Source organism: Acinetobacter sp. CIP-A165 (assembly GCF_000367985.1).
GTDB lineage: Bacteria > Pseudomonadota > Gammaproteobacteria > Pseudomonadales > Moraxellaceae > Acinetobacter.
In genome coordinates this window covers 362,589-377,104 of the sequence record NZ_KB849200.1, presented here as the reverse complement: position 1 = coordinate 377,104, position 14,516 = coordinate 362,589, and the positions used below count along the sequence as shown (strand labels likewise).

The window sequence follows — 14,516 nt, the reverse complement described above, 5'->3', positions numbered from 1 at the left end:
TTTTTTCTTGCCTTTATTTTTATATAGTCAATAAAAAGCCCTCCATCTGGAAGGCTTAGAAATTTTGAATGGATCGATCAAATATCTATTTTAAGGTTGTTTCAAGTATGGCCACGCTGCTTTGAGATAGATAAACATAGACCATAATGTCAAAATCACAGCTGCATAAAGCAAAGCATAGGCCCACATTTCGAGTGGTTTCCAATTCAACAGAAACACACTAATCGCAATCATTTGAAAAGCAGTCTTATACTTCCCTACCGTTGAAACCGCAACATTGGTACGCGCACCGAGTTCAGCCATCCACTCACGCAAAGCAGATACCGTAATTTCACGAGAAATAATCACGATGGCAGCAAATGCCATAGAAATGGTCGGTTGCCATTGCACTAAGACAATGAGCGCCGCTGCAACCATTAATTTATCTGCAACAGGATCAAGGAAACGTCCGAAAGCTGAACTCTGATCTAATGTCCGTGCCAAATAGCCATCGAACCAATCCGTAAGCGCAGCAACGACAAAGATTGCTGTCAGCACCATATGGCGAAGCATTCCACCATGATGTTCAGCTCCAATGGCTGGTGGCCAATAAGCGATCACCAAAAACACTGGTATTAAAGCAATACGCGCCAAGGTTAAGATATTGGGAATGTTCAGGATTTGCCCTGTACTCATAAACACCGCCATGTTGTTCGCGTCAAATTTGCATATTGCACAAAGGATGTACCGAGTATGTATCCATCTGTAAGCAACTTTATACGAAATATAGTTGAATGTCGATTAGGCAAAAACGGCAACCGTCTGTCTTAACACGGCAATGAGCTGATTTTGTTGATCCCAAACATAAGCATATTCCGTTGAATACCCTTGATGGGCAAACTCAGTGACGACCTTATATTTAAACCAATCCTGAATTTGATGTGCAATTGGACTTAAATAAGTAATCTGCCATGTCAAAGAACTCGCAGGCGCTGGGGTCTTAAACATCGGCAGCACACCTGGCGGCCAAACATCCATTAAAGCAAACAAATCTGCAAGCTGCATGTCACGATTGGGATGTAAAGCAGGTGAAAAACGACTCCAACCACCAAAATCAGGGACCTTACTTCCCGCCATTGGGTAGCTCCCCTCTGCCCAACACAATTCAAATTGTTGTAAGCATTCTGGCATCAAACCTTCGAGATAGAAGGTTTTTTCCAATTGTTCAGCCATCGGATAATCAGGAACTTGAGGCAAATTACTCACGTGGATCCGAGACTCACGCTGTGAACCAAAACTTGCAACTAAAATACTCTGTACTGCGTCATCTTGCCATAAACGTATTTCTAAGCTAGTGACTGATTTTCCTTGTCTTAAAATCTCAGCACTCAGCTTTGCTCGCCCTTGTTGTACAGGGCCAACGAAAGTGACATTACAACTTAAGAGTTGTTTTGCTGCATCATTCACCACACTCAACGCTTTTTGGATCATTAAGCCTGCAACTAAACCACCAAATACTGTGCGACCTTGTAGCCATCCCGATGGAATATCAATCCATTCTTGTTGTTCGATCTGTTGATAAATCGGGAGTAGTGACATATTGATTTCCTTGATCGCTCTGAATAAATGTTATCTTTCAACTTTTCAGCCTAAATGTGAATGATCGGTCTGGCTAAAATGTCAGAGCAATTATGTCAATTCAGTATGCTGACACCATAACACGACCGATCGTTCAATCGATTCAACGCGACCTATCCCACCCATCGTACAACACCATCTACTCATGCAAGATTTTATAAATGGTGCGTGCCATCACCTCACCTAAACCTTGAACCAGCATAAGCTCTTTTTCAGATGCCCTCAGTACACCTTGTATCCCACCAAAATGCGTCAGTAAATCACGACGGCGTTTAGGACCTAGCCCAGGAATCGCCTCCAATACAGAACTACTGCGACGTTTATCACGCTTCGCTCGATGCTTGGTAATCGCAAAACGATGGGCTTCATCACGGACCTGTTGAATCAAATGCAAAGCTTTATGATCTTCTGCCAATTGCAGCTTAGTGCCATCGGTAAAATGTAGCGTTTCCAAACCCGCTTTACGCCCCTCACCTTTAGACACCCCAATCATAAAAGCATCTAGTGCTAACTCTTGCATCACCTCCATTGCCATATGCAATTGACCTTTACCACCATCGATGAGGAGTAAATCAGGCAATATATTTTTCTTATAGCGACGGATTAACGCTTGTCGCATAGCGGCATAGTCATCACCACCCGTAATATCTTGAATCGCAAACTGACGATAGTCCCGCTTTCTCGCGCCGCCTTGATCAAAGACCACACAGGATGCAATCGGTGCTTCACCCATCGTATGGCTAATATCAAAACATTCAATTCGGTCAATCGGACGCCCCACCACTTGTTCAAGCTGATGAAAACGTTCGTTCAATTCTAGATAGTTACTAAGTTTACCTTTAATGGCATGCTGCACATTCATTTGTGCCAATTCTAGCCACTCCGCTCGTGTTTCACGTACTTTATGCTTGATGTGGACTTTCTTGTTAAAGGTTTGCTGTAATGCTTCTTCGAGTTGGGGACGATCAGGCACCTCAATATTTACAATCAACTCAGTCGGCACTTCATCAGCCACCTGAAAATAAAAGTTCGCAATAAAGTCGCTGAGCATTTGCCCGAGATCGTCTCCCAACATATCTGGAAAATAACTTTTCCCTCCGAGCATCCTTCCGTTACGAACGTACATGATCTGCACACAAGTTACGCCCGCTTGATGGGCAATCGCTAAAATGTCGGCTTCACCTTTAACTTTAAAGACTGCCTGTTGTGCCTGAACCTCACGCAATAAGCCTAAACGATCCCGATAGAACACTGCCTTTTCAAACTCAAGTGCTTCAGCCGCTTGCTCCATTTTTCCGATCAATTCTTGATTCAGCTCTTTGGTGTCGCCTTGTAGAAAGCGAATCGAGTTATCAACATCCTCTTTATAGGCTTCAGGGCTAATCAAACCTACACAAGGGGCGGTACAACGTTTGATTTGATACTGCAAACAAGGACGTTTTCTTTGGGCAAAATAGCTATTTTCACACTGCCGTACATTAAATAATTTTTGTAAGGTGAGCAAAGTATCTCGAGCACTATAGGCACTCGGATAAGGTCCAAAAAACTTACCAATTTGATGTTTGCCTTTGCCACGTCCACTGGCAATACGCGGATAGGGCTTATCTGCTGAGACAAAGATATAAACATAAGATTTATCATCCCGCAGCATAATATTATACGGCGGACGGTGCAGTTTTATGAGATTTTGTTCGAGTAATAAAGCTTCTGTTTCTGAACGAACAATCAGCGTTTCAATGTCATAAATACGCGCAACAAGGGCTTGTGTTTTAGGATGCTCAATGGTTTTAACAAAATAGCTGGATACACGATTTTTTAAATTTTTTGCCTTGCCCACATACAGTAACTCCCCCTCTTTACCGAGCATTTTATAAACACCGGGCAGTTGGGTCATGTGAGTCAGGATGGTTTCAATGTGTTCACGTGCGTTTGAGTTCACAATACTTTGTTTAGCCAATTCAATCACCATTATTGATTTCTTATCATGGGGGCAAGTGATTGAAAAGTCCACTTAATCGATTTTTAGTACATTAAATTATAATTTTACTTGCTTGTATTTCGTTAATAACGCCTTGGTTGCCGTTTCATTGAGATAATCACATTGCAACTCGCCAGCAACGTCTGGTACAGCACTCTTTTTCGAAATATAACGCCCTAAATATTGCTGATTTCCGATTTTAAAGAAAGTGTTAAACAGGTTGGACGTATCAATCACCTGCCACGCAGTACCATTCCATACACCTTGGTTTTTTAGCAACGTTGTTCCATCGACCATTTGATTGCTAATCTTGGTCTGATCAAAAATGATATAATCTTTATTACTACGTGTTTCAACCATTCTCCAACACACTGATCCTAAAGGAAATTTATCTTCAAAATGTGCAAATGCAATGGCATATATGATATGATTATTCGGATCACCATAACTCTCTTTATCCCCATTAGAATTATATAGTTGATAAAAAAACTTATTTTGAGCAAAGATATCAAAACTTAATCCCGTTAAATCCATTTTTTTTAAATGATATTCAACTGTTAAAGTCTCATTTTTTCTTAGGTTCGTTGGTGCAAAGCTAAGAACTGCTTGAGTCGATGTTTCTTTCAACGATGCTTGTTTTCCCCAAATAAAATTTTGATTCGTTGTTTGCTTTAGTGTTGGAACACCTTGATCTGAAAAGTAATATCTATTAGATTCAGAAAGATACGTTTTATCTAGCGGTATCGATGACTGTTCACTGAGAATACCTGTATCTATACGATAGGTTTTTACATTAACATCATTGCCACCAAAAAAATCCAAACCATAGAACACCTTTTTATTAGATGCTTCCGTATTTTCTGTACCTTCTTCACAAGCACTCAGACCTAACATAGAAATACAAATTAATAATATTTTTTTCATTATCTGTTCTCATAAATATAAAGCGAATTGATTATGCTTAATTTAACCATTCGATACAATAATTCTATGTAGTATTACTTGGTCCATATATAAAAAAACGCCCTTGCAGGCGTTTTGATAAATAAAGTTAAAATACATAAGGTCGAACAAAAATAACGAAGAACAAGCCAAGCATAATGAACCATTTCAAAAAGTAATAAAGCTGACGATTTGATTTCTTCAACGCCTTGGCTTTAATACGAACTTGATAGACATAACCAAATGCTTTATTTAGGCCGCCAGTTTGATCGCCCACTTCATTGGGTGAACTTGCCGCAGTCATCACACTTTTTCCAAACCAATGATTAAACTTTTCCATGAAACGCGTTTTTAATGGGCGCTCTACGTCAGCAAAAAAGATAATACGGTTTTGATCAGTTTTATTTTCCGCATAGTGAATATAGGTTTCATCAAACACCACACTCTCACCATCACGCCAAGAATAACGCTCACCATCGACATCAATGAAACAACGATCATCGTTCGGTGTAATCAAACCTAAATGGTAACGCAATGAACCTGCATAAGGATCACGATGGCGAACCAAACGGCTATCAGGTGCAAGCTCTGTAAACATTGCAGCTTTGATACTTGGGAGTGTTTTTAACAAAGCCGTTGTTTTTGGACAAAATTCTGATGCTGATGGATGTGCAGAGTCATACCATTTCAAATAGAAACGCTTCCAACCCGTTTTAAAGAATGAATTAAAACCCAAGTCATCATAAGTACTTGATGCTTTAATACCACCTTTGTCATAAAGCGCTTGCGCTTCATCACGGATCATTTCCCAGTTTTCATCCAGAACTTTTAAGTCCTTGAAATGCTGTGTGTCGATATAGGGTTGATTCGGCACGCTGGAAAACATGTACATTAAATAGTTAACGGGTGCGAATAGCGTTGAATGGTCAAAAAATTGACGATAAAACGAGTGCCTAACTTTACCACGGCGATGAACATAGAATGCCGAAATGATAAAGATCGCTAATATGATCCATTTAATCATATAGTTACTCACTTTTGCGTATTGTTTAAAATACCGCAATGAAATGTAAAATTTTAAAAGTGAGGAGATAATATCAAATTCTTAAAAAAAATTCAGATCAAGTTAATACAACAACCATGGATATCTCAAAACATTCATATTGAGATATCCATATACTCAATATGTTTTAGTTTTTATAAGCCTGCCAATCTAAAGACGGTAAAGCATAGAGCGCTTCTGCTGCTTTTTCGTTATACACATAACAACCTGACTTTAATTGAGCAATTTTCAATTTTGCTGCACGGATCTGTTCTGGTTCACTCACTTTTTTTAGATAGGTTTCCCAGTGCTCAATTTCCTTCTTCGCAGTCCATTCAATGCTACTGGTATAATCAGCTTCATACGTTTGACCTTGATATTGAACAGCTACACTCTCATTAGCTGAAAAGCCTAAACTTGTGCTGTAAATGGTTGTCCAAGGTACGCCTTGCCACGTTCCATTGGCTGCTCTATAAGTAAAATCAAATAGATTATTTGCATTGAGACCAGATAAATACCATTCATTCTCTAGATTAAAATCTGCAAAACTCTGTTCAATCATCATCTTTTGATTAAAAGTAAACGTATCTTGATTCGATTTTCTTGACACCAAACGATAACAAGCACTTCCAGCAGGGAATACCTTATTGCCATGAACATTTAAGAATATCTCAGCATTACCCAAAGCAAACTCATCAAAGCCCAAAGTTCGGTAATTAGGCAATACTGTATCGAACATATTTTTGTTCGCAAGGTCAACGCGCTCAAGTTTCCAATCCTCTTTCACATCTCCAATGACATCATATGTCCAATCTGTCATCGAACGAATATTCATCACCTTAGTTGCGATATCAGTTGGTAAATAAAGCTTTTTCTCAGTTAATAAATAGTTATTTAATGGTTGATTTGATGCAGGGTCCTTGACTTGTTTATTAAAAATTTCAAATGCACCAAAAGATAAAGTATCACCAATTTCAACACTGATATCATCATCTTCATATATGGAAACTTCATGATCCATAAAATAATAACGTGTACCATTGGCAGTGGAGTCCTGCGGCGCATTACCACCTGTTGAACTATTATTACCTGAACTATTATTACCTGAACTATCACCACCACCGCCACACGCACTCAGCATTAATGGAAGCATTGCCAAAACAACAAATTTAATTTTTAACATAATATTACTTTCTAGAACATTTTTTGTTAGAACCCATTTAAAGTGTCTATATTCTCACCAATAAAAATGTCTGGTTTATGATGGTTTTTATCACCATGGACTGGATATAAAATATAGATGCTGATCACTATGTCTGATAAAGAAATTCAACGTCTTGCAGTTCTGCAAGACGTTAGAGATCATCGTATTACCCAGGTCCGTGCTGCTGAAATCCTGAATCTTTCCACCCGTCAAATTACCCGGTTATTGCAGAAACTCAATCAAGATGGTGTCTCAGGTATGGCACATGCCAGTCGTGGTCAACCTGGCCATCGTCGCCATGATGACTTGTTAAAATCAAAGTGCCTTTCCATTATTGCTGAACATTTGCTGGGCTTTGGACCCACCTTGGCGCATGAGAAGCTCAGCAGCATGTTTGGTCTGCATATCCCGGTAGAAACGGTTCGTCGCTGGATGACTGCAAATGACCTGTGGATTCCTCGATCCAAGCGTCTGAAACGTCCGTATCAGCCTAGATATAACCGTGATTGCTTCGGTGAGCTGATCCAGATCGATGGCTCATATCATGACTGGTTTGAAGGCCGAGCTTCCAAATGCTGCTTGCTGGTTTATATCGATGACGCCACTGGAAAGCTGTTGCATCTGCGCTTTTGTGAGGCTGAAACGACCTTTGATTATATGCTTTCAACCCGAGCCTACATTGAGCAATACGGCAAGCCTTTAGCGTTTTATAGCGATAAACACTCGGTATTCCGAGTGAATCAGAAATCGAGCCAAGATAGCCAGATCACGCAATTTGGGCGGATTCTGAATGAGTTAAATATTGATATTATCTTCGCCAACTCACCCCAGGCTAAAGGCCGTGTGGAACGTGCCAATAGAACACTCCAGGATCGCCTGATCAAGGAAATGCGCCTAGAAGGTATCTGTTCAATTGCCGAGGCAAATGCCTGGCTGCCCTGCTTTATTGAGCATTTCAATCAGAAGTTTGCCAAGTGTGCGCGAAACTCAAAGAATTTACATCGGCCATTAACCGAATCTCATCTTGAACTGGATGATATTTTTACCTGGCAGGAACCGCGTAAGGTCACCAAGAATCTGACCCTGACCTATGACAAATGTATTTATCTGCTTGAACCGATAGAGCTGAATCATAAGCTTGTTGGGCAATATATTTCATTTCTGGAGTACCCGGATGGGACTGTGGCCCTCATGCACGAGGGACGAAAGCTCAACTACAGCATTTTCAATAAGTTAGCTGGGCTACAGCAGAATGAGATCGTTGAGAATAAACGGTTAGGTACAGTTCTGGCACATATTCAGCAACAGCATGAAGAGTTGGAAAAACAGAATAAACGTTCCCGTCTCAAGAAAAGTATGCCGAGTCGTAAAGCTCAGAAAGCTGTTATTGAACAAAGAAAGTTAAATCCTGTGCTTGACTCTTGTGGTTAAAAACAGGACATTTTAAATGGTTTATCGCATAGACATTTTAATTGGTGAATAACAGTGTTATAATTAACCTTGAAATTCAAATACTTATTTCAAAGTTTATAGCCCGAGCATCACTGTTCGGGCTTTTTTTATGTTTTTTCTTGTTCCACGCTTAATTATTGAGCAATGTTCCACGGTTTTATGTAGTCTTATTTAACCCTAAAGCAGAAACAATGTCCCGATAAAAGAAGAATAAACGTCCAAGTAATTATTGATTTTGGAAAACCCATAAAGTTTTAATTTTCTAAAATTAATATGAGACTTGATAAAAACCTCCAATAATGAAGGTTTTTATCAATGACAACTTATGTGTCGTGTGACGGTCACTTATCATATTTTATAATTTTTTATTTTTGTGTTTTTAGAGTATACCCTAAAGTGACAATCTAAAAGTTCGTAAAAGCATGTCTCATTTAAATGATTTTTAATCATAAGTAACATGTAACTTTGGTATTAAAGATTTATAATTTACGAAATTGTTCATTTTTATCCAATTGGGGCATGAAAAAGTGAAAGGTCAAAAAGTAGGTTATGTCCGGGTCAGTTCGGTCGAGCAAAATACGGGACGTCAACTTGAGGGAATTGAAGTCGATCGAATTTTTGTTGATCGCGCTTCAGGTAAAAATACCGATCGACCTAAATTTCAGGAAATGTTGAACTATGTCAGGGAAGGCGATCAAGTTGTTGTACATTCCATGGATCGTTTTGCGCGAAGCCTAAAAGATTTGGTCACTGAAGTAGATAAACTGGTCAAACGAGGGATCGCCATCCAGTTTGTAAAAGAAAATATTACTTTTACGGCCCAATCCACTCCGATGGATAATTTGATGCTGCAACTGATGGGTGCTTTTGCACAGTTCGAACGTGAGATCATTTTAGAACGGCAAAAGGAAGGAATTAAACTAGCCTCTACTCAAGGAAAGTACAAAGGCCGGGTACATAAATTAAAACCCGACCAAGCTGAAGCTTTACGGCAGGCATGGAAGGAGGGGAAGTACCCTTCAAAAATGGCATTAGGCCAGGCATTTGGAATTAGTCGCCAGGCGGTATACCGCTATTTAAAAGACAGTGAGTAACTCATTGAAATTTGCGAATAGACTTAGTTTCACGATGAAAATCGTGAAACATTGATTAAATAATAAGTGCAGAAAGCAAAGAATCACAAAGTTTCCGGCCTATAAATTTTTGATTTAGCAATAATTAAATCCCTTACAATTCAAATTTTTCAGCAACGACTTATCTTTGTTAAAATAGTATTAATTTATTTTTTTTAGGACAAACCTTAACCAAATTACAAATTTGTAATTTGGTTGTCATTTAGGTGTATATATCTAGGAATTAGTATATGAAGAAATTATTTTTTGGTCCAAGATATGATTAGATTCAATAATATATATATGAAGATTGTTTTAGTTATTTTTACTATAGTTTTTTCAACCAGTAGTTTTGCTGATGGGGGACTTCGTTTCTTAGAGAAAAATTTAGAAATAATTAACAATGAAAAAAGCAAAGGGTGTGAAGAGAATTAATTCAAAATTATAATGAAGCACATATAACTAGGAAAACTAAAAATTAGTTATTTTTAGTATGGTGTAACTAAGATTAATTAATTTTTTTAAATCGAATGATAAATATATTTATTGTTTTTAATTTATTCTTTACCATTTTCAAATTTTTAAATAATCCGAAAAGACTATTTTAAACTTTAGGGTTACATATGCTCCTATACATAGGCAGGAATAAATATGCAACTTAGTATATTTGCAACAATAGTACTGGAAAGATTCATGTAATAATGCTTAAAACTCTCTAATTAGTTAGGGAGGCATTGGAATTGGAGAAAAAAGTAAAGTGCCCACTAGTAAATGTGGTTATTGGAGGGATTATCTCATCAACCCTTCTTATGTTGGTTTTATTACCAATATTGTCCCGGTGGATAAATGAAAAGAAAGCTTCTTGACCAATTATAGTAAGCAATTTTTAGCAGAAATATTGAGGCTTACTCAAGTCTCTCAGCTAATCGTAAATAGAATAAGGAAACTATTGTATGTCAGAAGATCATTCTCAGAGCCACGCGGCTGTTACTGAAGAGAATAGTAAGAAGTTAATATTTACTGTAGGTTTGACCACTACGTTTTAATCGTAGAAATTATAACCGTTTTTATTACTCAAAGTTTAACTTTTGTGATTATCTAAAAACACATAGCGGTCGAATGGCCATATTAACTGACTTAAAATCAGTCGCATACTTTAATGTAGCGGTTCTGATAGCACAAAAGTTCGCAGCATGAAAACGGAACCGGCATAATTGATTTATAGTGAACCCATACACTAAGCATAATGATTTAGAGGACGATAATCCCAATGAAAAAATTCCTTTTAGGAGCTGTTGCCGCATCTGTTTTGGCCTTTTCAGGTAGTGCTATGGCCAATTTTGTGGCAGGTCAGGACTATCAGGTGGTCGCAAAACCAGTCAAAGTCGAAAAACCGGGCAAAATTGAGGTACGTGAATTCTTCTGGTATGGCTGTGGTCACTGTTTCACGTTGGAACCGCATATGCAGGACTGGTTGAAAAAATTACCCAAAGATATCCGTTTTGTACGTACACCTGCTGCAATGAACCCGCTTTGGGAACAGGCTGCACGTGCTTATTATGTTTCAGAAGCCCTGGGTGTGCGTCAAAAAGCACATTTACAGTTATTCCATGATATTCATGACAAGCAGCGTCCAATTTTAGAACAGGCACAATTGGCCAAGTTCTATACCCGTTATGGTATTTCTGAAGAGAAATTTAACACGACTTATAAATCATTCCCGATTTCGTCAAAAATTGCTCAGGCAAAAAATTTGACTGCTCAATATCAGTTAAGCGGTGTACCAGCGGTGACCGTGAATGGTAAATATATTGTGCAGGGCAATGATGCCAAAGTAATTCAGGTGGTGAATTACCTGATTGAAAAAGAGCGTAAAGCCAAATAAGACGCGATTGATTATCTCTAAAAAAAACCTGCATCGAATCTGCAGGTTTTTTTATTTAAACTTAAATAATTGCAAGGGGGGCTTTAAAACGTTTTAATCGTAAAGCATTTCCTAGTACAAATATTGACGAGAGAGCCATTGCACCAGCAGCAAATACAGGAGAAAGTAGCAGTCCAAATTGCGGATAAAGTACACCTGCTGCAATAGGAATCAGAGCTGCATTGTAAACAAATGCCCAAAATAAATTTTCACGAATATTGGTTATAGTCGCTTTGCTTAAAGCGATAGCATTTGGCACTCCTTTCAGGTTGCCAGACATCAAAACCACATCAGCAGCTTCAATAGCTACGTCTGTACCTGTACCTATTGCTAAACCAATATCTGCTTCTGCAAGTGCAGGGGCATCATTAATGCCATCTCCAACATATGCGAGTTTACCATATTGATTTTTTAATTTTTTAACGGCCTCTATTTTACCTTCTGGTAAGACTTCTGCAATAACCTCATCAATACCTAGTTTTTTTGCAATCGCTTGAGCTGTATGACGGTTATCACCTGTAATCATGGCAACCTTTAAACCTAACTGATGTAACGCTTCAATTGCAGCAAATGTTGATTCTTTAATTGGATCTGCTACAGCAATAATGGCAGCAAGTTTCTGGTCAATCGCAACATAGAGAGGGGTTTTTCCTTCTTCTCCCAAACGATCCGAAAATTGAGAAAAAACATTAGGATTCAAACCTAGTTTTTCCATATATCGATCTGCACCAATATGAACCAAATGTTCAGACACCGTTGCTTCTATTCCATAGCCCGTGATTGACTTGAAATCAGCAACAGGAGACAGAATTAATTCCTTATCTATAGCGGCTTGTACAATTGCTCGAGCAATAGGATGCTCAGACTTTGATTCAACGGCTGCCATAAGTGAAAGTACGGCATTGTATTCAAACCCTTCTAAGACATGCAGATCGGTTAAAATTGGTTTCCCTTCAGTCAGGGTCCCTGTTTTATCAACAGCAACCACTTTAGTTTCTTTGAGCAGCTGCAAAGCTTCCCCTTTACGGAATAAAACACCCATTTCAGCACCACGCCCAGTTCCCACCATGATTGATGTAGGCGTTGCAAGTCCCATTGCACAAGGACATGCAATAATGAGTACCGCAACTGCATTAACTAAGCTAAACGTTAGGGCTGGCTCAGGGCCGAAGATAAACCAAGTAATAAAAGTTAAAAGAGAGAGACCCATTACTACAGGTACAAACCACATGGTAATTTTATCAACCAATGCCTGAATAGGCAGCTTGGAACCCTGTGCCTGTTCAACCATTCGGATGATTTGAGAAAGCACTGATGAACTACCAACAGAGGTGGCTTTGATATTTAAGCTGCCACTTTGGTTAATTGTTCCTCCTACCACAGTAGAGCCTATCGTTTTTTCAACGGGCATAGGCTCGCCAGTAATCATGGATTCATCAATAAAACTTTGGCCGTGAATAACTTCACCATCGACAGGGATACGCTCGCCTGGTCTAATCTCTACAATCGTTCCTGTTTGAACTTCGGCAATCGGAACTTCTATCACCTGATTATTGAGCTGTATTCTGGCAACTTTAGGCTGCATTCCAACTAGATGTTGAATTGCTAAAGACGTTCGGCCTTTTGCCTTGGCTTCAAAAAATCTACCTAATAGAATTAAAGTGATAATAACCGCTGCAGCTTCATAATAAACATTGACCGTGCCTTGTGGCAGGACACTTGGAAAGAAAGTAGCAACCACTGAATAAAGATAAGCAGCCAATGTTCCTACAGCCACCAAGGAATTCATGTCTGGTGCTAAGCGGAATAAACTTGGGATGCCCTTTTTAAAGAAGCGTCGGCCTGGAAAAATTAATGCTACTGTGGTCAAGAAAAATTGCATTAACCAGCTATTTTGTTGGCCAATGTTATCCATCATAAACGTATGAAAGGCGGGAATCAGGTGTGATCCCATTTCTAAAATAAAAACGGGTAGAGTCAATAAGACTGACAAAATTAAATCTTTTTTAAGTTTTTCTAATTCAATATTTTTTTTATCTTGAAAGCTTTCCGTAGTTTGATGAACTGACTTTGCTTCAAACCCTGCTTTGGTGACAGCCTGAATTAACGAGTCACGAGTGACAGATGAGCTTGCCTGAATAGTCGCTTTTTCAGTAGCCAGATTTACATGAGCTGATTCCACACCCTCAACAGATTTTAAGGCCTTTTCTACTCGACCTACACAAGAAGCACATGACATACCCTCAATCGTAAGCTCTATTGGTTGCAGCGCTTCCACTTCGTAGCCTGCTTTTTCTACGGCTTTAATTAAAGTAGCGCGATCAAGTGGTTGATGCGCATAAATGACTGCTTTTTCGGTAGCCAGATTTACATGAGCCGATTCAACACCCTCAACAGATTTTAAAGCTTTTTCCACACGGCCTACACAAGAAGCACATGTCATCCCCTCAATCTCTAATGTTTCACTGTAGTGTGGCGTATCAGTCATTTCGGTACTCATATACGATCTCTATCATTTAGATATGCTGAGTTCTATATGCGAAGATCAGCTCGAACCAAGATTAGGGGGAATTCAGGGATTACTTTTATTTCAAGCAAGTACAGGTTTTATCTGTACGATGAGGAAAATAAGAGAGAGTAAAAGTGGTAAGGAATTCCCACTGTTACTCTAACAGAGATTAAGCAGGATCAGCTGTAAATCCACGCTCACTGAGAGTGGCAATGACTTGATCCTGACTCACCGTTGTGTTGATTTCAACAATACGGTTTTGTAAATCAATATCGAGTGAGGCATTCGAGTCGAGCTCTTTAATTGCGGTAGTAATGCCGCGTGCACAACCACCACAAGTCATATTAGCGATGTGAAATTTCATATGTTGCTCCTTTTTAACAAAACATTTGTTTAAAACATTAGAACAGTAACTCTAAACTTTCACCATACAACCAGCCTTTTTCTGAATCAGTTACTCGCTGTAACTTGGTCTGTTTACAACCTTACAGTTTTCTTCAGAGTATTCCAAAGAAGAGTGTTCTAATGACTACAGTAAAAGTACTTAACCAACATTAATGTGACTTTAAAATGACATTTTTGTCATCTACGATCACTCTGAAATTTATAAGATTAGTTATTTCAATCAATGGTAGTGAACTGGCTTTGTTGCACAAAGATTTGAAATGCAAAGCGCCCCTAATTGAGCCAAATTTAAGGCGTAACTTGGGTAAGTGGTCGACCTAATTCCGTAAAT

11 protein-coding genes and 2 pseudogenes are annotated in these 14,516 nt (G+C 38.8%); 5 read left to right on the top strand and 8 right to left on the bottom strand.

Annotated features, from left to right (window positions below):
• Window positions 1–90: 90 nt before the first annotated feature.
• The 6 genes from pgsA to F991_RS01605 all read right to left on the bottom strand — a co-directional run bounded on the left by pgsA (window position 91) and on the right by F991_RS01605 (window position 6,762).
• Window positions 91–675, bottom strand: a complete 585-nt coding sequence (pgsA, locus tag F991_RS01630) for a CDP-diacylglycerol--glycerol-3-phosphate 3-phosphatidyltransferase (RefSeq protein ID WP_004668339.1) — start codon at window positions 673–675, stop codon at window positions 91–93.
• Between the two features lie 105 nt (window positions 676–780).
• Window positions 781–1,578, bottom strand: a complete 798-nt coding sequence (locus F991_RS01625; RefSeq protein ID WP_004668338.1) for a thioesterase family protein — start codon at window positions 1,576–1,578, stop codon at window positions 781–783.
• A 178-nt stretch (window positions 1,579–1,756) separates the two neighbouring features.
• Window positions 1,757–3,556: an excinuclease ABC subunit UvrC gene (gene uvrC / locus F991_RS01620; protein WP_034595349.1), complete on the bottom strand. Its 1,800-nt coding sequence runs from the start codon at window positions 3,554–3,556 to the stop codon at window positions 1,757–1,759.
• A 96-nt stretch (window positions 3,557–3,652) separates the two neighbouring features.
• Window positions 3,653–4,519, bottom strand: a complete 867-nt coding sequence (locus F991_RS01615) for a hypothetical protein (RefSeq protein ID WP_004668334.1) — start codon at window positions 4,517–4,519, stop codon at window positions 3,653–3,655.
• 127 nt (window positions 4,520–4,646) lie between these two features.
• Window positions 4,647–5,561: a lipid A hydroxylase LpxO gene (gene lpxO, locus F991_RS01610; RefSeq protein WP_004668333.1), complete on the bottom strand. Its 915-nt coding sequence runs from the start codon at window positions 5,559–5,561 to the stop codon at window positions 4,647–4,649.
• 166 nt (window positions 5,562–5,727) lie between these two features.
• Complete coding sequence (locus F991_RS01605; protein ID WP_004668330.1) at window positions 5,728–6,762, bottom strand: hypothetical protein; 1,035 nt, start codon at window positions 6,760–6,762, stop codon at window positions 5,728–5,730.
• Window positions 6,763–6,879: 117 nt separating this feature from the next.
• Here F991_RS01605 and F991_RS01600 point away from each other — a divergent pair, with 117 nt between their 5' ends.
• From F991_RS01600 to F991_RS01590, 5 genes and pseudogenes are all read left to right on the top strand, one after another.
• Window positions 6,880–8,214: an ISNCY-like element ISAba32 family transposase gene (locus F991_RS01600; RefSeq protein ID WP_004668300.1), complete on the top strand. Its 1,335-nt coding sequence runs from the start codon at window positions 6,880–6,882 to the stop codon at window positions 8,212–8,214.
• A gap of 548 nt (window positions 8,215–8,762) precedes the next feature.
• The gene (locus tag F991_RS01595; protein WP_004668329.1) at window positions 8,763–9,329 is read left to right on the top strand and encodes a recombinase family protein; all 567 of its coding nucleotides are present in this window, start codon (window positions 8,763–8,765) and stop codon (window positions 9,327–9,329) included.
• A 767-nt stretch (window positions 9,330–10,096) separates the two neighbouring features.
• Window positions 10,097–10,213, top strand: a pseudogene (locus tag F991_RS17935) (hypothetical protein); the annotation flags it as partial.
• A gap of 87 nt (window positions 10,214–10,300) precedes the next feature.
• Window positions 10,301–10,440, top strand: a pseudogene (locus tag F991_RS17910) (cation transporter); the annotation flags it as partial.
• A 177-nt stretch (window positions 10,441–10,617) separates the two neighbouring features.
• Entirely contained in the window at window positions 10,618–11,232 is a 615-nt protein-coding gene (locus F991_RS01590) for a thiol:disulfide interchange protein DsbA/DsbL (protein ID WP_004668326.1), read from the top strand.
• 61 nt (window positions 11,233–11,293) lie between these two features.
• Here F991_RS01590 and F991_RS01585 read toward each other — a convergent pair whose 3' ends face one another.
• Together F991_RS01585 and F991_RS01580 are read right to left on the bottom strand one after the other, a co-directional pair.
• Window positions 11,294–13,771, bottom strand: coding sequence for a heavy metal translocating P-type ATPase (locus F991_RS01585; protein ID WP_004668325.1), 2,478 nt, complete (start codon window positions 13,769–13,771; stop codon window positions 11,294–11,296).
• Between the two features lie 178 nt (window positions 13,772–13,949).
• The gene (locus tag F991_RS01580) at window positions 13,950–14,144 is read right to left on the bottom strand and encodes a heavy-metal-associated domain-containing protein (protein ID WP_004281879.1); all 195 of its coding nucleotides are present in this window, start codon (window positions 14,142–14,144) and stop codon (window positions 13,950–13,952) included.
• Between the last annotated feature and the right edge of the window lie 372 nt (window positions 14,145–14,516).